The 21,555-nt window shown below is 72.2% G+C and carries 19 protein-coding genes; 7 read left to right on the forward strand and 12 right to left on the reverse strand.

All coding sequences use genetic code 11. The annotated features are described in order from the left end of the window. Positions 1-28 precede the first annotated feature (28 nt). From IF12_RS0107470 to IF12_RS0107485, 3 genes are all read right to left on the reverse strand, one after another. On the reverse strand, positions 29-1,357 hold the full coding sequence (locus tag IF12_RS0107470) for a M14 family zinc carboxypeptidase (RefSeq protein ID WP_030156383.1): 1,329 nt from the start codon (positions 1,355-1,357) through the stop codon (positions 29-31). A 131-nt stretch (positions 1,358-1,488) separates the two neighbouring features. Continuing rightward, complete coding sequence (locus tag IF12_RS0107475; RefSeq protein WP_030156384.1) at positions 1,489-3,474, reverse strand: translation factor GTPase family protein; 1,986 nt, start codon at positions 3,472-3,474, stop codon at positions 1,489-1,491. A 143-nt stretch (positions 3,475-3,617) separates the two neighbouring features. After that, positions 3,618-4,463: an HAD family hydrolase gene (locus IF12_RS0107485; RefSeq protein WP_051704086.1), complete on the reverse strand. Its 846-nt coding sequence runs from the start codon at positions 4,461-4,463 to the stop codon at positions 3,618-3,620. 282 nt (positions 4,464-4,745) lie between these two features. On the opposite strand from IF12_RS0107485, the gene IF12_RS0107490 reads away from it, so the two are divergent. After that, a complete protein-coding gene (locus IF12_RS0107490) occupies positions 4,746-5,357 on the forward strand; it encodes a hypothetical protein (RefSeq protein WP_030156386.1) in 612 nt (203 codons plus the stop codon). 38 nt (positions 5,358-5,395) lie between these two features. Here the strand turns inward: IF12_RS0107490 and IF12_RS26085 are convergent, their stop codons facing one another. The 3 genes from IF12_RS26085 to def all read right to left on the reverse strand — a co-directional run bounded on the left by IF12_RS26085 (position 5,396) and on the right by def (position 7,821). After that, a complete protein-coding gene (locus IF12_RS26085; protein ID WP_051704087.1) occupies positions 5,396-6,571 on the reverse strand; it encodes an NUDIX hydrolase in 1,176 nt (391 codons plus the stop codon). Between the two features lie 44 nt (positions 6,572-6,615). Next, positions 6,616-7,152, reverse strand: a complete 537-nt coding sequence (locus IF12_RS0107500; RefSeq protein WP_030156388.1) for a hypothetical protein — start codon at positions 7,150-7,152, stop codon at positions 6,616-6,618. A gap of 126 nt (positions 7,153-7,278) precedes the next feature. Then, on the reverse strand, positions 7,279-7,821 hold the full coding sequence (gene def / locus IF12_RS0107505; protein WP_035748598.1) for a peptide deformylase: 543 nt from the start codon (positions 7,819-7,821) through the stop codon (positions 7,279-7,281). A 160-nt stretch (positions 7,822-7,981) separates the two neighbouring features. On the opposite strand from def, the gene IF12_RS0107510 reads away from it, so the two are divergent. Next, positions 7,982-8,329: an MmcQ/YjbR family DNA-binding protein gene (locus IF12_RS0107510; RefSeq protein WP_030156390.1), complete on the forward strand. Its 348-nt coding sequence runs from the start codon at positions 7,982-7,984 to the stop codon at positions 8,327-8,329. A gap of 26 nt (positions 8,330-8,355) precedes the next feature. Here the strand turns inward: IF12_RS0107510 and IF12_RS0107515 are convergent, their stop codons facing one another. Further along, positions 8,356-9,294: a DMT family transporter gene (locus IF12_RS0107515; RefSeq protein WP_197034638.1), complete on the reverse strand. Its 939-nt coding sequence runs from the start codon at positions 9,292-9,294 to the stop codon at positions 8,356-8,358. A gap of 79 nt (positions 9,295-9,373) precedes the next feature. After that, a complete protein-coding gene (locus IF12_RS23870; protein WP_051704088.1) occupies positions 9,374-11,896 on the reverse strand; it encodes an Hsp70 family protein in 2,523 nt (840 codons plus the stop codon). A gap of 151 nt (positions 11,897-12,047) precedes the next feature. Here IF12_RS23870 and IF12_RS0107525 point away from each other — a divergent pair, with 151 nt between their 5' ends. The 5 genes from IF12_RS0107525 to IF12_RS0107545 all read left to right on the forward strand — a co-directional run bounded on the left by IF12_RS0107525 (position 12,048) and on the right by IF12_RS0107545 (position 16,918). Continuing rightward, on the forward strand, positions 12,048-13,895 hold the full coding sequence (locus IF12_RS0107525; RefSeq protein ID WP_030156395.1) for a 3-oxoacyl-[acyl-carrier-protein] synthase III C-terminal domain-containing protein: 1,848 nt from the start codon (positions 12,048-12,050) through the stop codon (positions 13,893-13,895). Then, positions 13,888-14,700, forward strand: a complete 813-nt coding sequence (locus IF12_RS0107530; RefSeq protein WP_030156397.1) for a hypothetical protein — start codon at positions 13,888-13,890, stop codon at positions 14,698-14,700. The genes IF12_RS0107525 and IF12_RS0107530 overlap by 8 nt, the downstream gene beginning before the upstream one ends. A gap of 52 nt (positions 14,701-14,752) precedes the next feature. Further along, the gene (locus tag IF12_RS0107535) at positions 14,753-15,346 is read left to right on the forward strand and encodes a 3'-5' exonuclease (RefSeq protein WP_166659598.1); all 594 of its coding nucleotides are present in this window, start codon (positions 14,753-14,755) and stop codon (positions 15,344-15,346) included. Between the two features lie 101 nt (positions 15,347-15,447). Then, positions 15,448-15,894 carry a hypothetical protein gene (locus tag IF12_RS0107540; RefSeq protein ID WP_030156402.1) on the forward strand — a complete coding sequence of 149 codons (447 nt, stop codon included), beginning with the start codon at positions 15,448-15,450 and terminating at the stop codon, positions 15,892-15,894. A 79-nt stretch (positions 15,895-15,973) separates the two neighbouring features. Further along, positions 15,974-16,918 carry an SDR family NAD(P)-dependent oxidoreductase gene (locus tag IF12_RS0107545; RefSeq protein ID WP_030156405.1) on the forward strand — a complete coding sequence of 315 codons (945 nt, stop codon included), beginning with the start codon at positions 15,974-15,976 and terminating at the stop codon, positions 16,916-16,918. On the opposite strand, the gene IF12_RS0107550 is transcribed toward IF12_RS0107545, so the two are convergent. The 4 genes from IF12_RS0107550 to IF12_RS0107565 form a co-directional block, all read right to left on the reverse strand. Then, the gene (locus IF12_RS0107550; protein WP_030156413.1) at positions 16,915-17,916 is read right to left on the reverse strand and encodes a LacI family DNA-binding transcriptional regulator; all 1,002 of its coding nucleotides are present in this window, start codon (positions 17,914-17,916) and stop codon (positions 16,915-16,917) included. The genes IF12_RS0107545 and IF12_RS0107550 overlap by 4 nt on opposite strands. Positions 17,917-18,076: 160 nt before the next feature. Next, the gene (locus tag IF12_RS0107555) at positions 18,077-19,240 is read right to left on the reverse strand and encodes a glycosyl hydrolase 53 family protein (RefSeq protein ID WP_030156416.1); all 1,164 of its coding nucleotides are present in this window, start codon (positions 19,238-19,240) and stop codon (positions 18,077-18,079) included. A 7-nt stretch (positions 19,241-19,247) separates the two neighbouring features. Beyond that, positions 19,248-20,171: a sugar ABC transporter permease gene (locus IF12_RS0107560; protein ID WP_051704090.1), complete on the reverse strand. Its 924-nt coding sequence runs from the start codon at positions 20,169-20,171 to the stop codon at positions 19,248-19,250. 4 nt (positions 20,172-20,175) lie between these two features. Further along, complete coding sequence (locus IF12_RS0107565; RefSeq protein WP_081913351.1) at positions 20,176-21,543, reverse strand: carbohydrate ABC transporter permease; 1,368 nt, start codon at positions 21,541-21,543, stop codon at positions 20,176-20,178. Positions 21,544-21,555 lie beyond the last annotated feature (12 nt).

Below are 21,555 nucleotides of genomic sequence, written 5' to 3' on the forward strand. Positions count from 1 at the left end.
GCGGTCGCCGCCGGGGCCGGTCGCGCGGTCAGTCGGCGTACGGTGCGGCCGCGGCCTGGGCCGCGGTCAGCAGTGCGCCTTCGTTCTCGGGCCAGAGCGTGTCGTCCACGCAGGAGTAGGCGGGGAGGAAGCCGCCGCAGGTGCCGAAGCCGGGTCCGATCTCGAAGGTGAAGGCGGCGACGCCGAGTTCGCCGTACGCGAAGTCGTCGGTGGTGCCGCTGGTGTCGTAGCCGACGGTGTCGTCGTTGGTGCCGACGAAGTAGCCGTTGGAGGCGGCCATGGCCGCGCCGAGGTCGCGCAGCGCGGTGTCGTTCGGGGCCGGCTGGTCGGTGTAGCCGTAGGGGACGATGATGTACTCGCCGTAGGAGTGCAGGGAGATGAAGACGTCGCGGGCGTCGACGGGCGCCGGGTCGTCGGGGGCGTCGCCGCGCTGGTCGGGGTGCAGGGCCCGCAGCCAGTCCTCGAGGGCCTGCGTCTCGGGTTCGGATGCGGCCGAGGGGCCCTGGTAGGTCTCGGAGCAGGGGTTGGTGGAGTCGGCGCCCCATTCGAAGGAGGAGTTGCGGTTGAGGTCGATGCCGAGGCCGGTGCCGCAGTTCCCGTTCGAGTCGTTCGCGTTCTTGCGCTGGAGGATCGGGTTGTTCCCTCCGGAGGCGACGATGTCGACGCCGTCGGGGTTGGCGATGGGCACGACCCACAGTTCGGTGGTGTCGAGCAGTTCGGTGACCTCGGCGTCGGTGCCGTAGCCCTCGACGAGCTTGTCGATCCAGCGCAGGGCGATCTCGCCGGTGGCGATCTCGCGGGCGTGGATCTGGGCGATGACGGAGAACCGGGGCTTGGCCGAGTCGGGCTCGGTCGCGCAGTCGCCGTCGGCGAGCTTGGTGACGCACAGGGCGTAGACGTCGTGGCCGCCTTGGCCCTGGGTCTTGAGCCACGAGTCGCCGATGTCGTGGAGGACCGTCAGGTCGGGGTTGGCGGCGGCGACCTCGTCGAGGCGGGCCTCGACGGCGTCGACGGTGAGGTACCCGCCGTAGTAGGTGCCCTGCTGCTGGACGGAGGCGTCGACCTCCTTGTAGACGGTGTCGTGGAAGCGCGGTTCGTGCCCGAGGGCGCGCAGCTCCTCGGCCACGGCGCCGTCGCCGAGGACGTGGGCCCGGTCGCCGTGGCGGTTCGCGACGTCGAAGCCGAGGCGTTCGAGTTCGGCGAGTTCGGCGGCGGTGAGGTCTTCGACGCTCCAGGTGACGGTGGTGTCGTCGGGGGTGGACGGTTCGGCTTGGGCGGTGAGGGCGGTGGCGCCGGTCGACGCCGCCACGAACCCGATCGCGATGCCCGCGGTGGCGAGCCTTCGCTTCATGTGCATGTGTCCGTTCCTTTCTCGGCCCGCCTTGGATGCGGCGGGCGAAGGGATGGCCAAAGTGATGCTAAATCTACATTTGCCCATCAAACGCTGGTTTTGTCAACGTTTCAGGACACAGTGGATTAGCGGGCGGGTCAGGAGCGGTCGGGGACGCGGCGGCTGAGGGCGAGGAGGTACGCGTCCCGGTCGAGCGGGTCCGGGCCGGTGCGGGCCCGGGAGGGCACGATGCCGCTCACCGGCTCTTGGCGTTCGAAGGCGCTTTCGAGGACGCCTTCGCCGCTGGTCAGGCCGGGGAGCCGGCGGCCGAGTCCGTGGAGTTCGGCGGCGGGCACGGTGCCTTCGAGCGTGCACCGGGAGCCGCGCAGGTCCGGCGGTTCGGGCACGGCGCGGCGCTTCGCGAGGGCGGCGAGGACCCTGCTGAGGGCGGGCGCGGGCAGTTCGATCCTGAAGCGGTGCAGGGGTTCGCATACGACGGTCCCGGCTCGGCGCAGCGCCGCGGCGAGCACGAGCGGGACGAGGTTCGCGAAGTCCCCCGCGGTGCTCGACATGGACTTGTCGAAGCCGCCGTGGGCGCTGGACTGGCGGGCCCAGTAATCCGAGTGGGTCATGGTGACCGCGCAGCCCTCGACCTGCCAGCCATGCAGTCCCTGCCTCAAAGTGTCCTGAACGGCGCCTTCGACGGCTCTGAAGAACGCGATCGGCATCGAGCCCAGTTCCACGCCGAGGCGGAAGTCGACGCCGGGGAGGTCGGCGGGTTCGACCCGCAGGCCGACGGTGGCGAGGAACGGGTTGGGGTCCTTCGCGATGAACTCGGCCGAGGCGCCGGTGCCGAGGGGGCGTTCGACGCAGATGACGGTGGACTCGCGGAAGGTCACGTCGAGGCCGTGCTCCTCGGCGAGGGTCGACCCGATGACCTCCTTCTGGACCTCGCCGTAGAGCGAGAGCGAGAGTTCGCGGCGCTCCTCGTCGTGGCGCAGGCCGATGAGCGGGTCCTGTTCGGCGAGGCGGGTGAGCGCGGTGTGCAGCGCGGGCCGGTCGCGGTCGGACCCGGGCTCGACGACGGTCTCCAGCGTGGGCGGCGCGAACCGCTCGGTGCACCGCGCGGGCCCCTGCCCGATGGCGTCGCCGATGCGGACCTCCCCCAGGCCCCAGAACCTGGCGATCCGGCCCGCCTCAACGCGGCGGACCTGGTGCTCGCCGCCGTCGGCGAAGACGCTGAGGGCGGTCACCTTGGCTTCGCGCCCGCCGACGCGGACCCGGTCGCGGACGGCGGCGGCGCCTGCGAACAGGCGCCCGTAGGCGATCCGCTCGCCGGCCGGGCCGCGCTCGACCTTGAAGACGGTGCCCGACAGCGGCGCGGAGGCGTCGCCCTCGGTTCCGGGGAGGTACCGGCGGATGCTCGCGACGAGGCCTTCGACGCCGGCGCCGGTGATGGCCGAGCCGAAGTGGACCGGGTGGGCGGCCGCGCGGGCGACCTGCGCGGCGAGCGCCGCCTCGACCGCCGCGGGCGACAGCCGTTCGGGGGCGTCGAGGTAGGCGGCCAGCAGCGCGTCGTCGAGATCGGCCAGCGCCTCTGCGGCGTCCTCTGCGAACGCGGCGTCGCGGGGCCGGGGCGCGCTCGCCGCGGCGGGGGTGCCGAGGCCGGTCACGGCGTCCATGGGGACCACGGCCCGGTCGAGCCGGGAGGCGAGGTCGCGCAGGAGCGATTCGCGGCGGGCGCCGGTGCGGTCGATCTTGTTGACGAAGACCAGGGTCGGGACGCCGAGGCGGCGCAGCGCCCGGTGCAGGACGCGGGTCTGGGCCTGGACGCCCTCGACCGCGGAGACGACGAGGATCGCCCCGTCGAGGAGGGCGAGGACCCGTTCGACCTCGGCGATGAAGTCCGGGTGCCCGGGCGTGTCGATGAGGTTGACCGCGGCGCCGTCGAGGTCGAAGGCGACCACGGCGGATTTGATGGTGATGCCGCGGCGGCGTTCGAGGTCGAGCGAGTCGGTGCGGGTGCTGCCCGCGTCGACGCTGCCGACCTCCTCGATGACGCCGGCGGCTTGGAGCAGCCGCTCGGTCAGGCTGGTCTTACCGGCGTCGACGTGGGCGAGGATGCCGAGGTTGAGGGTGCGCAATGGCGGTCATGTCCTTCAGGTCGCGGTTGCCTTTCTCGTTGGACATGAACTGCTTGCGCATGGTGGCCCCTTCGCCTGTCGGACTGACGTGAAGGGGCCAGTCCAGCAGACACCAGAGGGCGGTGCAAATGGTTTTCTCGGGGTCAGGCGGCGGCCGCGGTGTCGTCCACGGCGGCGCCGTCGGTGGTGCCGCCGGCGAGGAGCGCCTCGACGACCTGGGCGACGCCGTCCTCGGCGTTGGTGGCGGTCTGGTCGGTGGCGGCCTCGACCGCCTCGGGGTGGGCGTCGCCCATCGCGTAGGAGCGGCCGGCCCAGGCGAGCATGGGGGCGTCGTTCGGCATGTCGCCGAAGGCGACCACCGAGTCGGGGCCGAGGCGGCGCTCCTTGCACCAGTAGGCGAGGCCGAAGGCCTTGTCGGCGCCGCGCGCGTTGAGGTCGAGCATCCCGAAATCGCCCCAGTGGCACATGGCGAGGCCGCCGAGGTCGGTGTCCGCGACGGCGGCGGCCATCTCCTCGCCGGTGCGGCCGGCGCAGTAGACCTTGATCTTGACGGCGCGTTTGACGCGGCGGAAGACCGTGTCGAGGCCGTCCACGAACTCCCAGTTCGAGGCGCCCACGAGGGCCTGGTACTGGCGGTCGCCGACGATGCCGGTGCCGGTCTCGACGGCGAACACCGCGTCGGGCAGGCGCTCGGCGATCAGCGCGGCGATCTTGCGCGCGTAGGAGGGCCGGATCGAGCGCAGGATGCGCGTGCGGCCGGTGGCCGGCTGGTAGAGGATCGCCCCGTTGGCGCAGACGGCGCCGTCGAGGAGCGGGATGAGGTCGGGCAGCATGTCGACGCCGTAGGAGGTGCGGGCGGTGACGGCGACGACTGCGAAGCCCTCGGCGCGGGCGGCGGCGAGGGCTTCTCGGGTTCGCACGGACAGTTCTCCGCTGGGGGCGAGGAGGGTCCCGTCCAGGTCGGAGGCGATGACGCGGGGCTTGAGCACCGCTCAAGTATCGCCTCTGTCTGCCACGTGGGGCAAGTATCGCCGTCGCGGTGCCGTCACCGAACGCGATCGGATTTCCGGTCGCGGTGCGCCGCAACGGAAGCGATCGGATCGGAATCCTCGTTGACCTGCGGCTGCCGGTCGTTTGTCGGTCCCGTGTGTCACGGTTGCGTCACGCGTGCAACCGGGACGCCGAGCGCGTCGTCAGACCGGACGTGCCCGAGCCGATTCGCACCGCCCTCCTACCTTGGTGGGCGACACCTCCCGTCGAAGGAGCCCATCATGTCCTACAACCCGCCCCCGCATTACAGCTTCGGCGAGCCCGGCGACCAGCAGCAGCCGCAGAGCGGCCCGCCCGCGTACTCACCGCAGCCGCCGCAGCAGCCCGCGGGAGCGGGATACGCGCCGCAGCAGCCGGGACCGCCGACGGGGTACCAGCCGACCGATTTCGGGCCGCCGCAGGTGCCGGCGCACCCGACCGGTCCGCGGCGTTCGCCGCTCGTCCCCGGCCTCCTCGCCGCGGCCGTGGTCTGCCTGGGGGGCGCGGTCGTGATGCTGACGCTGTGGATGGGCGCCCGCAGCGACCTCGACGAGGCCTCCGGGCAGGTCGAGGACAAGGACGACGAGATCGCCGGGCTCAGGGACGAGATCGAGACCGCCGACGCGCTGACCCTCGAACTCGAAGGGCAGGTCGCCGATCTCGAAGGGCAGGTCAGCGATCTGGAGGCGCAGGTCGCCGATCTCGAGGCCGCGGTGGGCGCGGGCGACCCCGAGGCCGAGTCCATGCGGGCCTGCCTCGACGACCTCAGCTGGTTCTACTCGACCGATCCGGACTCGGACGAGGAGGCCGATGCGGAGGCGGCGGTGCTGGTGTCGTGCATCGGATGGCTGTGACGGCCCGGTAGGAGCGGGTGGGCCCGGAGCGATTCGGGTCAGCGTTCCCCGCCGTGCCGGGCGAACGCGAACGGGATGCGCAGTTCGTGGCCGCGGAACAGGTCGAGTTCCTCGGACTCCTCGCGGGTGATCCAGCGGGAGTCGGAGGCTTCGAGTTCGGCGAGCCTGATCGGCTGGTCCGGTCGGGCCATGCGCGCCGTGAAGCTCATGATCATCGGCATGCGGCTGTCGCCGAGACTCGTGTCGCGCTTGTCGAAGGCCCAGGCCAGGCCCGTCAGCTCGACGTCGAGGCCGGTCTCCTCGGCGGCCTCCCGGACGGCCGCCAGGCCCACGGGTTCGCCCACTTCGGCGGCGCCGCCGGGCACGGCCCACTGGCCGGTGTCGGTGCGGCGGATGACCAGCAGCCGCCCGGCCTCGTCGAAGATCGCCGCGTCGGCGCCGGTCGCGACGCACGCGGCGGCCAGGTCGCCGCAGTGGACCTCCGGGTAGGCCAGGTCCGCCTCGTACGCGTCCTCGCACCAGGCCGCGATGCGGTGCTGCCGTTCGCGTTCGTAGGGATTGGTCACCGCTGACAGGGACTCCTCGGCGAGCGCCGCGACGGCGTCGAGGATCGCGCGGGCGGCCGGGGCGACCGGCAGCGGCTTGCGGTCGCGCTGGAACGCGCCGGCCTCGGGCGCGAGGGTCAGCAGGTGGCCGTCGAGGTCCGCGTCGCCCGGCTCCAGCACGGCTTCGGCGGCCTCGCCGTCGAGGCCGGTCGCGAGTTCGTAGACGAGCAGGTACGTGTGGGGGCACGGGAGGTCGGACAGGTCGGTGTCGGCGATGCCGACCGGGTCGCGCGGGACGGCCGCGCCGAGCGCGGCGGCGACCGTTTCGAGGCGCTGCCCGAGCGTGCCCGAGTCGAGGCGGCTGCGGCGCACGAGCCGCGTGCCGTCGGCGCAGGTCACGCGCAGTTCGGTGCCCGGCATGGGGGTCCGCAGGCCGGTGTCGGCCGCGTAGATCGCGCGGATCCGGTCGAGCGGGCGGGGGTCGATCTGGGCGGTGAGCGCCGCGGCGTGCTCGCGCAGGCGATGCAGCCGGGCCTCCTCCTCGGGATCGGCGCCCCAGTACAGGCCGTTCGCGGCCTCGGCGCGGAGCATCCCTGCGAGCCGGGCGAGGCCGACGGCCGCGCTCTGGCCGGAGACGGTGCCGCGTTCCGCGGGCCGGTTCGGCGCCATAGGGGACTCCTTCGCTCGACGGAGGTCAGATCGTACGCGGGAGTTCAGATCGTGCGCTGCCCGACCGCCGCGCGGGCGGCGTTGAGCGCCTGCCGGGTCGAGGCGATGAGCGAGGGGTCGCCGATGAGCCGGCGCATTTCGAGGACCTCGTTGAGCACGTCCACGGCGAGGCGCGGCTTGCGGGCGTCGATGAGGTGCTTTCCGTAGTGCTGCAACGCGAAGTGAAGCGTGCCGGGGCATTCGGCCCGCGCGGTGGCGATCGCCCGCTGGTAGAGCGGTTCGGCCGCGGCGAGGTCGCCGGCGTAGCGGTGGGCGTCGCCGAGGTTGACGAACGCGGCGACCTGCTGGTGCGGGGTCGAGGCGCGCTCGACGGCGTCGGCGAGGACCCGCTGGGCGTGCGCGTAGTCCCCCACCGCGATGAGGCCCACCCCGGCCTGCCGCAGCTCGGGCTGGGTGAGGCGGGGCTCGCGGGCCAGCGAGAAGTGCACGAGCCGGCGCAGTTTGTCCGGCTCGGTCGCGTACATGCGGCCGTCGTTGCCGATCGCGATGAGTTCGGCGATCTGCTGCTGTTCCGCCGACATGGCTGATCCCCCATTTCCGGACGAGGAGCGGCCGGTGAGGCGGCCTGAAGCGAGGATATGACCGCGGCGGCGGTTTGCCCAGACCCGGGCCTGAAAAGGTTTCACCGGCGCTGCGGGGCGCGGCCTCTAGCGGAGGCCCGCTTCGGCCAGGGCCTTGTTGCGGGCCTTGCGCGGCAGGCGGTCGACGTAGACCGTGCCGTCGAGGTGGTCGGTCTCGTGCTGGAGGCAGCGGGCGAGCGTGCCGGTGCCCTCGATCCGCACCGGTTGCCCGGCGGCGTCGAAGCCCTCGACCGCGGCGGTCCTCGCGCGCGCGGTCTCGGCGAAGGAGCCGGGCACCGACAGGCAGCCTTCGTCGTCGACCATGAGCTCTCTCGGCGGCTCGGGCAGGATCAGGACCGGGTTCACGACCGCGGCGACGGTGCGCTCGCCGGCGGCGTCCTCGCAGTCGAGCACGAACACGCGGGAGCCGACGCCGATCTGGTTGGCCGCCAGGCCCACGCCGTCGGCGGCGTACATGCTCGCGAACATGTCCTCGATCAGCTCGGCGAGTTCCCCGTCGAAGCGCTCGACCGGGGCGCACGGCAGGTGCAGCAGCGGGTCGCCGTAGTGGACGATCGGGCGCGCCCGGCCTTTCGATCCGGGTGCCTCCGGCGTCTGCTCGTCCGTCACTCGCTCTCCCCCGTCGATGGTGCGGCGTCATCGTTCCCGCTGCGGCCCATGGCCGCCGCTATTGCAAATCTATGGCGATAATACCCGGGCCCGCGGCGGGTCGAAACGGCCCGGAATGTCGTACCCGCGCGGGACGATTGGAGGGTCGGAAGGAGTCCAGATGCCAACATGGGACGACGTCGTGTCGATCGCAGAGCGGTTTCCGGAGGTCGAGGAGACCACGAGCTGGCAGACGCCCTCGCTGAAGGTCAAGGGGAAGTTCTTCGCGCGGCTGCGCACCGAGGCCGAGGGCGGCCTGGCGATCGTTTGCGACCCGGGCGAGAAGGCGGCGCTGCTGGCCTCGAAGGACCCGGCGTTCTTCACCACCCCGCACTACGAGGGCTACCCGATGATCCTGGTCCACCTCGAGCGGATCGACGAGCGGCGCCTCGCCGAACTGATCGAGGACGCCTGGTTTCTGAAGGCGCCGGTGCGCGTCCGCAAGGCGTACGAGGAGTCGCAGGGCTAGCGGGACCGCGTTCGGACCGGTCGCCGTCACTGCGGCGGCCGGCCCGGGCGCAGGGCCCTGGCGTTCGCCAGGACGACGCCGGTGATCACGATCAGGCCGCCCACGATCTGGGCCGCGCTGTAGTGCTGCCCGGCCAGGATCGTGAACGCCGCGGTGAACACGGTGATCAGGTTGAGGAACACGCCGGCGCGGCCCGGCGGGATCACCGTCAGCGCCCGGTTCCACAGCACGTACGACAGGACCGAGGGGAAGACCGCGATGAACAGCAGCGAGGCCAGCGCCGGCCCGGTGCCGGGCAGGGCCGGTCCCCCGGTGGCGAAGCTGATCGGCGCGAGCACGGCGACGGCGATCGCGGCCTGCGCGGCCGTGGCGGTCACCGGCGGCAGCTTCGGGGCGCGCCGCCCGATGACCGTGTAGGCGGTCCAGGCCGCGATGGCGCCGATCATGAGCAGTTCGCCGGTGCCGAAGCCGGTGTCGAGGAGCGAGCGCGGGTCGCCGCCGCCGAGGACGATGAGGACCCCGGCGAGGGCGAGGGCCACGCCGGCGATCGCCAGCGGGGTGAGTCGCTCGCGCAGGAAGACCGCGGCGGCGAGGGTGATCAGGGCGGGGTTGAAGGCGTTGACGAGCGAGGCGCTGAACGCGTCGGTGTGCTCCAGGGCCGCGTAGAGGAACAGGTTGTAGCCGAGCATTCCGAACACGCTGAGGACGGCCAGCCACCGCCAGGCGGCCAGGAGCCGGCGCCAGTCGGGCCGTTCGGTGAGCTGGGCGATGACCAGGAGCGGGACGAGCGCGATCGCCCAGCGCAGGAGGACGAGTCCGAGCGGGTCGAGGGTCTCGACGGCGGTCTTGCCGACGATGTAGTTCCCGGCCCAGAACAGGGTCGCCCCGAGCAGGGAGGCGACGGCGATCCATTGGGCGCGTTTGGAGGTGCGGCCCGATGCGGCGGCGGTCCGCGTTTCGTTCACGTGCACATTGTGGCGCGTGCGATTGGAGGGGACGAGCCGGGACCGGGCCCGGTGGAGCGGCCCGGGCCCGGTCGCGGCCTTACAGGCTCCAGACCTCGACGGTGCCGTCGGCGGTGCCGGTCACGGTGACCGTGTGGCCGTCGACGACGGTGACGGCCGCGGTCAGGAGGGCGTCGTCGCCGCTGTGCGGGGCGATGGTGGCGCCGATCTGCGCGCCCGATTCGAGGTCGAACATGGTCAGGCCCTTGTCGCCGCGCAGGAGCGCGACGGCCTTGCCGTCGAGTTCGATCAGCTGCACCGCGCCGACCACCTGAAACAGTTCGCTTCCGGCGGCGCCGTAGCGTTCGGCGGCGTCGAGGTTCCAGGCCTGCACGGAGCCCTCGCTGGTGACGGTCACGGCGAGGGGCTTTCCGGCGGCGGTGCCGGCGTTGAAGGCGTTGACCTCGTAGGCGAGCTGGTCGAAGGTGCTGCCGACCGGGTCGCCGGTCTCCAGGTCCGCGACGAACACGCGGTTCTCGTAGACGCCGACCTGGCTGAGGGTCCCGTCGAGTTCGGTCAGGGCGGTGTAGGTGCTGTAGGCGAGCCTGACGTCGTCGATCTCCTCGCCGTTGAACAGCTGCACCACGTCGGAGCCGGTGATGTAGACGGGGATGCCGTCGAGGACGCCGGCCCAGTAGACGGTGTCCCAGCCCGCGTCGCGGGTGTCGATGGGGTTGCCCGGGTCGTCGAGGTACCAGGCCGCCTCGATGGAGGAGTCGCGGGAGAAGACCACGGAGCGGCCGTCGAACTCGAAGACCGAGAGGTGCTCGACGGCGCTCTGGTGCCCGCGGAAGGTGGCGACCGGTTCGCCGGTGGCGAGGTCCCAGACGCGGACCAGTTTGTCGTCGCCGCTGGTGACGATGACGGGGGCGCCGTCGATCTGGCCGGTGCGGACCTGGGTGACCTCGCCGACGTGCGCGTTGGCGATGGCGGCGACGCGGTCGCCGGTCTCGGCTTCGGCGAGGGGCACGAGGCCGTCGTCGTCGCCGGTCGCGGCGGAGCCGCTCTCGGCGTCGTCCTCCTCGCCGAGGCTCGGCGATTCGGCGCCGCCGGGTTCGGCCTGGTCGATTTCGCCGCCGGCCCTGAGGTCGTCGTCCTTGTCGTCGCCGGGCAGGAACTGGACGGCCAGGAGGCCGACGAGGGCGAGAACGACGACGGCCGCGGCGCCGAGCGCGAGGAGTCCTTGCTTCGACTTGAACCAGGAGCCGCCGGGCGGCGCCGGCTGCGGGCCGGTGAGGTGGGCGGCTTGGACCGGGCCGGGGTGGACCGGTCCGGTCAGGTGGCTTTGCGGGACCGGGGAGGTCGTGTGCGGCTGCGGCTGCGTGACCGGGCCGGCGGGGAGGCCGTGCACGGCCTGGGGCGTCGGCTGCGAGGTGGGCGGCGCGGACGGGCTCGGCAGCGGGAGCGTCTGGCCGGTGGCGGGCGTGGGGGCCTGCGCGGTCTGGGGCGGCAGGGCCGGGCTCGGGACCGAGACGGGGGTGCTCACGGTGTGCTGGGCGACGAGGCCGCCTTCGGAGACGGCCAGTTCGGGCTGCTCGATCGCGGCCGGGGCGATGCCGAGTTCGCGGTGGAGCAGGGTGGCGACCAGAGGCATCCGGCTGGCCGCGCCGACGAGGAAGATCGCGGCGACCTGCTCCTTCGGCAGGCCCGATTCGCGGATGACGCCCTGGGTGACGCGGATGGTGCGCTCCACCAGCGGTGCGCAGACCTGCTCGACCTCTTCGCGGGTGAGGTGGGCGTCGACGTCGAGCAGCGGGATCGTCAGCTCGGTCGAGGCGCTGCGCGAGAGCCGCTCCTTGGCCTGGCGGACCTCGTCCATGAAGGCGGTGCGGTGGCGCCGGTCGGCGTTCGCGACCGGGTTCGTCAGGCGCGTCCAGCGCTCGTCGTCGGGTTGCACGGTGGCGGCGAGGTGCTCGGCGAGGGCCTGGTCGAAGTCGAGGCCGCCGAGGTCGTCGGCGCCGTCCACGGCGATGACGTCGAAGCCGTTCGGGCCCTGGCGCAGGACCGTGGCGTCGAAGGTGCCGCCGCCGAGGTCGTAGACGACGACGCCGCTGCCGGGCGGCACGTCGGTGCCGAGGCTCTGCACGAAGTAGCTCGCGGCGGCGACCGGTTCGGCGACGAGGTCCACGGCGCCGAGTCCGGCGGCGGTGGCCGCGTCGGCGATCACGTGGCGGCGGGTCGGCCCCCAGGCGGCGGGCACGGTCACCGTGACCGGGCCGAGCGCGCCGAGGGTCTGCGTGCATTCGCGGGCGACGCGGCTGAGCACCGCGGCGAAGACGCTGGTCACGGGGATCTCGGTCTCGCCGAGGAGGATCGCGGCGTCGTCGATGCGCCGTTTCGGGTTCGGCTCGTACCGCTCGGGCCTGCGGCGGCCGGAGTGGACGGCGTCGGCGCCGACGACGGGCCCGCCTTCGTCGTTCATGAAGACCGCGGAGGGCAGTTGCGGCGAGCCGTCGAAGAGCTGCTGATGCACCCGACCGTCCGCGCGGCGGATCGTCGCGACGGTGTGCGAGGTGCCGAAGTCGATGCTGATCGAGGCGGGTCGGGGGTTGCTGAAGGACATGGGGCCACTGTAGTTTCCGGTTTCCAAGGCGCAGGCCACAGGTGAGTCCGGGCCGAGGCGGCGCGGCCTTCCGCGGCGGGCGCGGGCGGTCCGCGCGGGTCTGCATGGTCGTACCATTGCGGGCCCCCTCGGCAGGTGGTCGAATGAAGCCATGAACGCCTACATCACCGCGGCCGGCGCCTACCTTCCCGGCGACCCGGTCGGCAACGACGAGATCGCCGCCCGCCTCGGCGGGGTCGACGAGCGCGGGGACCGGCTGCGCCGGCGCGTCCTGGCGGCGAACGGCATCGCCAAGCGCCACTACGCGATCGACGAGCGCGGCCGGACCACCGAGCTGAACGAGGAGCTCGCGGCGGCCGCGCTCGGCGCGGCCCTCGACGACCGGGGGCTGCGGGCCGCGGACCTGGACATGCTCGCCACCGCCACCACGCAGGGCGACCTGCTCGTCCCCGGGTTCGCCTCGATGGTGCACGGGCGGCTCGGCGGCGGCCCGATGCAGCTGCTCTCGGCCGCGGGGGTCTGCGCCTCCAGCATCGCCGCGCTCGACGCGGCCGTGGCGAAGGTGCGCCTGGGCGACCGGCGGCGGGCCGCCGTGGTCGGCAGCGAGCTGTCGAGCCGGTGGCTGCGCGGCACGCGGTTCAGCGGATCGGGCGGCGACGGGGACGCGCACTTCCTGCGGTGGATGCTCTCCGACGGGGCCGGGGCCGTGCTGGTGGAGGCCGAGCCGCGGCCCGACCGGCCCTCGCTGCGCGTCGACTGGGTCCGCACCGTCTCCCTCGCCCACGAGCACCCGGTGTGCATGCGGGCCGGCATGGACGAGGGCACCGAGCCGCGGGCGGGCCGCACCTGGCAGGACCTCGGCGGCGCCGCGGCCGCCGAGCAGGCCGGGATGATGCTGCTGCGCCAGGACACGAGCGCGCTCGCGGGCCTCGCCGAGGCCGGGCTGCGCGAGTTCGCCGCGCTCACCCGCGAGGGCCTCGTGGACCTCAAGAAGCTCGACCACGTGCTGTGCCACTACTCGACGAACGCGTTCCGCGACATCGTCTTCGACCGGCTCGCCTCGGCCGCGGGCGCGGCGATCGACACCGACCGGTGGTTCTCGAACCTGGAGACCAAGGGCAACACCGGGGCCGCCTCGATCTTCATCGCCCTGGAGGAGTGCTGGCGCACCGGCCGGTTCGAGCCGGGCCAGACCGTGCTGCTGGCCGTGCCCGAATCGGGCCGGTTCACGTTCGGCTTCGTGCACCTGACGTGCGTGGGCGCCGAGACCGCCGCGCCTACGGAGCCCGCGGCCGCCGCGCCGCAGCCCGCGCCGAGGACCGCGCCGCTCAGCGCCGAGCCCGCCGGGGACGTGCACGCCCGGCTGGAGGCGGTGTGGCGCGAGTTCGAGGCGCGCCTGGACGCGGTGCCGGTCATGCACCGCCTCGCCGAGGGCACGGTCACCCTGGAGGACTACCGGCGGCTGCTGTTCAACCTGCGCCAGCAGGTCGCCGACGGCGCCCGGTGGATCTCCCGGGCCGCGTCGAACTTCTCGGTCGACCTGTTCGACCTGCGCAGCGCCGCGATCGGCCACGCCGCCGAGGAGCACCGCGACTTCATGATGATCGAACGCGACTACGTCGCCTGCGGCGGCTCTATTGAGGACATCAGGGGCGGGGTCAAGAACATCGGTTCGGAGGCGCTGTCGGCGTATATGTTCCACACCGCGAGCCAGCCCGACCCGATCGGGCTGCTCGGGGCGATGTTCATCATCGAAGGGCTCGGCACCGGCAAGGCCTCCGGTTGGGCCGCGCGGTTCAAGGAGGTCCTCGGGCTGCGCGACGACCAGGTGAGCTTCCTGGCCTACCACGGCGACGCCGACGACGACCACTTCGCGAAGCTCCAGGCGATCCTCGCCCTGCCGTGGATCGACGCGGCCGCGACCGAGGCGATCGTCAAGACCGCCAAGGTGGTCGCGCGGCTGTACGCGCTCCAGCTCGAAGAGCTCGACAATGTCTGAGGCCGCGGCGGACCCGCCGCTGTGGGACGCGGTGGTGGCCGACCCGGCGATGCCGCTCGAACGCGAGGTCGCCGAGAAGATCGCCGAGGACCAGCGGCGGTGGACGCGCACCTGGCTCTACCCGGTCGCCCGGCCGCTCTCGCGGGTCCTCGCGCTGGTCATCGTCGCGCTCAAGCGCCTGACGCCGATCCGGTGGACCGCGCACCGGCTCATGGACCGGCTGTGCCTGTGGTTCCTGCGCCGCTTCGTCGACCCGCTCGCGGTGGAACTGCTCATCCGCCACTTCGTGATCGAGACGAACCTGCTCAACTTCATCGTCCGCAACACCGCCACCCCCATCGCGCCGGTGGCCCTGCGCCCCACCACCCTCGCCGGGCTCGGCGACCGGGCGGTGATCGAGCACGATATCAACGTCTACCAGGTGCTCGCCGCGCTCGACATGACCCGCACCGGTCCCCTCGACTACGCGGGCCTGGACATGCCGCCGCTCGACCCCGAACCGGGCCGGCGCCGGCTCATGCGCCTGGACATCCAGACCGCGCTGTGCCTCATGAACCTGCCGTTCGCCGCGTGCCTGACCCCCGACGAGTACCGCCGGGCCGTGCACTCGATGCGGTTCGACGACTCGATCCTCGTCCTGTTGTCCGAGCTCACCGGCGATCCGACGTTCCTGCGCTGGCTGTGCGGCGACCTCTCGGTGCGGGCCGACTCGAACACCGACGTGCCGCGCGCGGTCTACCGGCACGCCGTGGTCTGCGAGTACGCCCACGCGCACCTGGTGCGCCTCGCGGCAAGGGGCGCATAAGGTCCGGCCTCTGCTAACGTCGGCCTCCACATGCGCGGTGAAGGGGCGGCCGGTGGACTCCTGGGTGGCGATCGACTTCGAGACGGCGAACGGCAGCCGCGCCAGCGCCTGCTCGGTCGCGGTGGTCCGCGTCCGCGGCGGCGCGGTCGAGGAGTCGTTCGCGACCCTCATCCGCCCGCCCGAGGGCCATGACCGGTTCGAGCCGCGCAACACCGCGATCCACGGCATCCGCCGCACCGACGTGGTCGGCGCCCCGCGGTGGCCGACGGTGTGGTCGCAGTTGCGGGACTTCATCGGCGACGCCCCCGTCGTGGCCCACAACGCGGCCTTCGACACCTCGGTGATCCGCGGGGCCAACGGCGCGGTCGGCCTCGCCCCGCCAACCCTGAAGTACGCGTGCACGCTCGTCATCGCCCGACAGACCTGGCAGTTGGACTCGTACACGCTGCCGCGGGTGGCGCGGGCGGCCGGGATCGCGTTCGGGGACCACCACCGGGCCGAGGCCGACGCGCGGGCCGCGGCGCTGGTGCTGATGGCCGAGCAGCGCGAGCACGGGACGGACTCACTGGACGGCCTCCTGAAGTCGGCGCGGGTGAGCTGGGGCCGCATTCACGACAAGGGCTTCGACGGCTGCCGCAAGTGCTGAACCGATCCCCGATCCCGGTGTGACGATGCAGGCATGGCGGTTGACGCGGGCCCTGCGCGGTGGTCCGCTTGAACCTGAACGTTCACTAGCGGAGGTGGAAGATGGAGCGCACGCCCTCGACCTGGAGTTCCCGTGCGGGCGGCCTGGCGGCCCTCGGCGGTTCGATCCTGGTGGTCGCCTCGATGTTCCTGCCGTGGGTCTACCGCGGCGGCGCGGGCGTGGACTACCTGCATCTGACGGCCGTGGAGGCCGTGCGGGCCGACCGCGCCTACGGGGTGTCGGTGGCGCTGGTGCCGCTGCTGGCGGTGTGGTGCGCGCTGTTCTTCGTGTGGCGTCGCCACGAGACGCGGATGGTCTGGGCGTTCGGCGGGCTCGCCGGCGCGATGCTGCTGTACGGCGGGGACCTGCGCCTGAGCGCGGACCTGCCGGTGAACGCGGCCGGGATCGGGGAGCCGGTCGCCGTGGCGGGCCTGCTGGTCCTGGCGGCCGGGTGCGTGCTGGCGCTCGCGGCCAACATCGCCGAGCCGCGGGCGCTCAGCGCGGCCTAGCGCAGGAGCCCGCGAGCGGCTCGGTGCGCTGAGCTTCGGATTTGCGTTGGAGTGCACTCCAGGTTTTAGAGTCCCCTCCATGACAACACCGCAGCAACCGCTCCAGTCCGGATTCGGCGCCCGCTCGACCGCGGCCGAGGTCCTCGCCGGCATCGACCTGTCGGGCCGGTACGCGCTCGTCACCGGCGGCTACTCCGGGATCGGCGTCGAGTCGGTCCGGGCGCTGGCGGCCGCCGGGGCCGAGGTCCTGGTGCCCGCCCGCCGCCTCGACGTGGCCGAGAAGGCCCTCGCCGGGATCGAGGGCGTCGCCGCCGCCGAACTCGACCTCGCGGACCTGGGCAGCGTCAAGGCCCTCGCCGACCGGCTGCTGGCCGAAGGCAGGCCGTTCGACTTCGTCATCGACTCCGCGGGGGTCATGGCCTGCCCCGAGACGCGGGTCGGCCCCGGCTGGGAGCTCCAGTTCGCCGTGAACCACCTCGGGCACTTCGCGCTCGTCAACCGCCTGATGCCGCTCCTCGCCGAAGGCGCGCGCGTGGCCTCGGTGTCCTCGGGCGGGCATGGGAACTCCCCGATCCGCTGGGACGACGTGCACTTCGCGAACGGCTACGACCGGTGGCTGGCCTACGGGCAGTCCAAGACCGCGAACGTGCTGTTCGCCGTCCAGCTCGACCGCCTCGCCCGCGACTCGGGGGTGCGGGCGTTCGCGCTGCACCCCGGCTCGATCGTCACGCCGCTCCAGCGGCACCTCTCGATCGCCGAGCAGGTCGAGGCGGGATGGATCGACGAGGACGGCAACGCCGTCGCCGACTACTTCAAGAACACCGAGCAGGGGGCCGCGACCCAGACCTGGGCCGTGACCTCGCCTTCGCTCGAAGGCGAGGGCGGGGTGTACCTCCAGGACTGCGACGTGGCCGAGATCGTCACCGAGGGCGAGGGCGTGCGGGCCTACGCGATCGACCCGGCCGAGGCCGAGCGGCTGTGGGCGTACTCCGCGGAGCTGACCGGGGTGGACGCCTTCGCTTAGGCGCTGCCTCTGACCACGAGTTCGGTCGGCAGGACCACCGGGTCCGCCTCCTGTTCGTCCAGCAGGGCGATGAGGAGGCGGACCGTCTCCTCCGCCACGAGCGCGAGCGGCTGGCGGACCGTGGTCAGGGCCGGGCGGGTCGCCGAGGCGATCGCCGAGTCGTCGAAGCCGCCGACCGCCACGTCGCCCGGGACCCGGCGACCGGCCGCGTGCAGCGCTTGGAGCGCCCCGGCGGCCATGAGGTCGGAGGCGACGAACACCGCGTCGAGGTCGGGCACCGTCGCCAGCAGCCGCTCCATCGCGGCCTCGCCGCCGGCCTGCGTGTAGTCGCCGTGGACGATCATCTGCTTGCCGGCCTTGCGGCCGAGCACGCTCGTGAACCCCTCCAGCCGCAGCGAACCGCCGGGCGTGTCGAGCGGGCCGGTGATCATCCCGATCTTCTTGCGGCCCTGGCCGACGAGGTACTCGGTCATGGCGCGGGCGCCCCCGCGGTCGTCGGCGGCGGCGTACGGGATGACCGACTCGCGGCCGAGCACCGCGCCGCAGGCAACGGCCGGGACCCCGGCGCGCTCGATCTCCTCCAGCAGCGGGTCCCCCGCGTGGGTCGACACCAGCAGCGCCCCGTCGGCGTGGCCGCCGCGCAGGTACCGGGCGACCCGATCGCGGCCGCCGTCGTCCCCGGCGATCATGAGCACCAGGGACATGTCGAGGTCGGCCAGCTGGTTCGTCGCCACGCGCATGAGGACCGAGAAGTTCGGGTCCTCGAACAGTCGCTCCTGCGGCTCGGACAGGACCATCACGATCGAACCGGTCCGGCTGGTCACCAGGCTCCGGGCGGCCCGGTTCACGACGTAGCCGGTCTCGGCGACCGCGCGCCGCACCGCCGTCTCGGCCGAGAGCGAGACGTTCGACTTGCCGTTGAGGACCCGCGATACCGTGCCGCGCGAGACCCCCGCGGCATCGGCCACGTCGTGGATCGTCGGTCGTTTCCGTGCCAAGTTGCTCAGCTCTCCCTTGTGTCGCACTCATTATCGCCCCCGCCCGCCGCGGGGCCGGTCCCGCCGAGGGGCGAAGGACCGGCCGCCGCGGCGGCGGGGGCGCAGCGGTGGGCCGCCCAAGGGGACGACGGCCGCACCGTCTCGCTCTACCGCGCGGGGCTCACCCGCCGCCGAGGGCCCGCAGCGACGGCAGCGCGTTGCCCTCGAAATCGAACAGGCCCTGGTTGGCCCACGAGTTCCCGGCCTCCTCCACGACGTCGTCGCCGTACTCCATGCCCGCGCGCGAGGCCCAGGTCGTGCCGTGCACCGGCAGCCACGCCGGCTCCCAGTAGACGATCCCGAGACCACGCCCGCCGGGGACGTCGGCGACGGTGTCGTACAGGTCCCGCAGGAACGCGATCTGGCCCTCCGGGGAGGCCGGGTAGCCGCCGGTCTCGGCCATCTCGCCGCTGAAGACCTGGTGGTGCCCTTCGGGATGGGCCTTGGTCCAGGCGTAGGCGGTCTCGACCACGACCAGGTCGCGCCCGTAGCGCCCGGCGAGGTCGTTCAGGTTCGCGGCCAGGTCCTTGAGGGTCCCGTGCCAGTACGGGTAGTACGAGAGCCCGATGATGTCGAAGTCGAGGTCGCGCACGACCATCCGGTCGAACCAGCCGCGGTACAGCTCGTTCGCGCCGCCGAAGTCGAGGTGGATCATGATCTTCGCGTCCCCGGCCTCGCGCACCGCCCGCACGCCGGCCTTCAGGAGCCCGGTGAGCCGGTCGTAGGCCGCCTCGTCCTCGCGGTCGTCGCCGCTGCCCTCGAAGCGGCGCTCGCGGTCGTCGAAGCGGGGCGTGCGGCCCTCGGGCCACAGCATCCCGTTGGTGATCTCGTTGCCGACCTGGACCATGTCGGGGGCCGCGCCGGCCTCGGCGAGCGAGGCCAGCACCTCCGCGGTCCAGTCGTGCACGCGCTCTTGCAGGTCGGTCCCGGTCAGACCGCGCCAGGACTTCGGCGTGGTCTGCTTCTTCGGGTCGGTCCAGAAGTCCGAGTAGTGCAGGTCGAGCAGGAGCGCCTGCCCGGCGGCCTTGGCGCGGAGCGCGAGCGCGATGGTCCGCTCCAGGTCGTTGGTGCCGCCCATGTAGGGCTCGCCGGACTCGTCGCGCGGGTTCACCCACAGGCGCAGGCGGGTCCAGTTGACGCCGTTCTCGGCGAGGAGCTCGAACAGGTCGCGTTCGACGCCGCCTGCGCGGAAGACCGCGCCGCGCTCCTCGATCTCGGCGGTCATGGAGACGTCGGCGCCCCGCACCGGCAGGGCCTTCCTCGGCGTCGGTTCTCGATTCGTCATGGCTCCGTTATCCCTTCTCGGCGCCGGCGCTCGCGCCGGTGACCAGGTATCGCTGGAGGACGATGTAGAGGATGGTGATCGGGACGGCCAGGATCACCGCGCCGGCCGCGAAGGTCGTGAACGCGTTCTGGTAGACGTCCTCGATCATGGCGAACAGGCCGAGCGCGACGGTCTGCTTGTCGGGGCTCTGGAGCAGCAGCCGCGGCAGGATGAAGTCCATCCACGGCATGGTGAACTGCGTGATCGCCACGAAGGTGAGCATGGGCCGCATGAGCGGCAGGACGATCCGCACGAAGATCGTCCACCGGCTCGCGCCGTCGATCGCGGCGGCCTCGTCGAGGCTCGAGGGCAGGTTGTCGGTGTAGCCCTTCATCAGCCACGTGTTGTACGGCAGGGCCGCGGCGATGCTCACCAGCGCGAGGCCGGTGAGGGAGTCGAGCAGGCCGAAGTTGAGGAAGAGCATGTAGACGGCGATCGCGGTCAGGAAGGTCGGGAACATCTGGAGGATGAGGATCCCCAGGAGTCCGGCCTTGCGGCCGCGGAACCTGATGCGGGAGAACACGTAGCCGCACAGGGCCGACAGGACGACCGAGCCGACCATGTTCAAGGTCGCGACGTACAGCGAGTTGAGGTACCAGCGCCCGTACGAGGTGTTGGTGAACAGGTTGACGTAGTGCTCGACGGTGGCGTTCTCGGGGATGGGGCTGGCGTTGGCCAGGCCGGTGCCGGGGCTGAAGGAGGCGCCGACGATCCACAGGAGCGGGAAGATCACGATGACGGCGACGACCAGCAGTTCCAGGTGGAGGAAGGCGCTGGCGACGCGTTCGGACCGGGGCGCGGTGCGGCGGCGCCGGCGGGCGTTGCGGGCCCGCAGGGCGGGGTCGGGGGCGGGGCCCGGTTCGGGCGCGATGAGCGGCTGAGGTGCGGTCATGGGTTCACAGCTCCCGGATCGCTTTGGAGCGGTTGAGGTTCCACACCGAGATGGTGCCGACGATGACGAAGATCAGCATGCTCATGACCGCGCCGATGTTGTAGAGGCGGTTGTCCAGGGTGAGGGTGAACAGCCAGGTGATGAGCAGGTCGGTGCTGCCGGCGAAGCGGTAGCCGGCGTTGTCGGGCCCGCCTTGGGTGAGGAAGTAGATGACACCGAAGTTGTTGAAGTTGGAGACGAACGCGAGGATGAGCAGCGGCGAGACGGTCCGGTGGACCACCGGGAGGGTGATGTGCCGCAGCTGCTGGAGCGGTCCGGCCCCGTCCATGCGGGCGGCCTCGTAGTAGCTGTCGGGGATGTTGGTCAGGACGCCGCCGACGAGGGCCATGAAGAACGGGAAGCCGAGCCACAGGTTCACCAGGAGGGCGATGCCGCGGGCGAGGTTGGGGTGGGAGGGGTCGGTGAACCAGTAGACGCGCTCGTCGGTGATGCCGACGTCGACCAGCCACTGGCTGATGGGTCCGAACTGGCCGTTGAACATCGAGCGGAAGACCAGGGCGGAGACGATGCCGGGGACGGCCCACGGCAGTAGGAAGATCGAGCGCCACACGCGCGGGAACCGGACCTTGCGGTTGGCCAGCAGCACGGCCTGGAGGAATCCGGCCGCGTAGGTGGTGGCGGTGGCGACGACGGCCCACACGAGGGTCCAGCCGAGGACGCCGAGGAAGGTCGCAGTCCAGGAGGGGACGGCGAAGATCGTCGCGAAGTTCTCGAAGCCGACCCAGTGGACGAGGTTCTTCGGCGGGAGGTTGTCGCGGTTGTAGTCGGTGAAGGCGACGAGGATGCCGAACAGCACCGGCAGGACCGACATGAAGACGATCAGGAGCATGCCCGGGGAGAGCACGATGTACGCGAAGGAGTGCTCCCACAGGCGCTTGAAGTAGGCGAGGGAGGACTGGCGGGGGCCGCCGTCGTTGAGGCGGCGCCGGTACCCGGCGGCGTCGCGGACGCCCCAGATCCAGACGATCGCCAGGAGCGCGAGGGTGAGCAGGCTGATGAGGCCGTTGGCCATGAGGACGATCGAGTTGTCGCCCTCGGTGAGGCCGGTGAGGGTCATCTCGCGCGGCTTGGTGCCGAGGGTGATCAGGCCCCACAGGCCCTTGACGAAGAACCCGCCGTTGGAGCGCGGCGTGTAGTCCATCCCGGCGTAGTAGTTGCCGGAACCGATCTCCCAGCCGATCAGGGCGGCGAAGAAGACGAAGAAGAAGGCGGCCTTGCCCGCCTGGCGGTTGAGCAGTTGGCCCGACCCCCACACCAGTGCCGAGGCGATGCCCGGCACTGATGCGGGGAGGCGTTGCTGAGCGGTGCTCATCTGCGGTGTCGC

Source organism: Glycomyces sp. NRRL B-16210, from assembly GCF_000719515.1.
Taxonomy (GTDB): domain Bacteria; phylum Actinomycetota; class Actinomycetes; order Mycobacteriales; family Micromonosporaceae; genus Glycomyces.

Excerpts from the sequence above, each read along its gene's own strand:
- IF12_RS0107470 (WP_030156383.1), bottom strand. The coding sequence starts at position 1,357 with ATGCACATGAAGCGAAGGCTCGCCACCGCGGGCATCGCGATCGGGTTC.
- IF12_RS0107490 (WP_030156386.1), top strand. The coding sequence starts at position 4,746 with ATGTCCTACAACCCGCCCCCGCATTACAGCTTCGGCGAGCCCGGCGAC.
- IF12_RS26085 (WP_051704087.1), bottom strand. The coding sequence starts at position 6,571 with ATGGCGCCGAACCGGCCCGCGGAACGCGGCACCGTCTCCGGCCAGAGC.
- IF12_RS0107500 (WP_030156388.1), bottom strand. The coding sequence starts at position 7,152 with ATGTCGGCGGAACAGCAGCAGATCGCCGAACTCATCGCGATCGGCAAC.
- IF12_RS0107510 (WP_030156390.1), top strand. The coding sequence starts at position 7,982 with ATGCCAACATGGGACGACGTCGTGTCGATCGCAGAGCGGTTTCCGGAG.
- IF12_RS23870 (WP_051704088.1), bottom strand. The coding sequence starts at position 11,896 with ATGTCCTTCAGCAACCCCCGACCCGCCTCGATCAGCATCGACTTCGGC.
- IF12_RS0107525 (WP_030156395.1), top strand. The coding sequence starts at position 12,048 with ATGAACGCCTACATCACCGCGGCCGGCGCCTACCTTCCCGGCGACCCG.
- IF12_RS0107530 (WP_030156397.1), top strand. The coding sequence starts at position 13,888 with ATGTCTGAGGCCGCGGCGGACCCGCCGCTGTGGGACGCGGTGGTGGCC.
- IF12_RS0107540 (WP_030156402.1), top strand. The coding sequence starts at position 15,448 with ATGGAGCGCACGCCCTCGACCTGGAGTTCCCGTGCGGGCGGCCTGGCG.
- IF12_RS0107545 (WP_030156405.1), top strand. The coding sequence starts at position 15,974 with ATGACAACACCGCAGCAACCGCTCCAGTCCGGATTCGGCGCCCGCTCG.
- IF12_RS0107555 (WP_030156416.1), bottom strand. The coding sequence starts at position 19,240 with ATGACGAATCGAGAACCGACGCCGAGGAAGGCCCTGCCGGTGCGGGGC.
- IF12_RS0107560 (WP_051704090.1), bottom strand. The coding sequence starts at position 20,171 with ATGACCGCACCTCAGCCGCTCATCGCGCCCGAACCGGGCCCCGCCCCC.
- IF12_RS0107565 (WP_081913351.1), bottom strand. The coding sequence starts at position 21,543 with ATGAGCACCGCTCAGCAACGCCTCCCCGCATCAGTGCCGGGCATCGCC.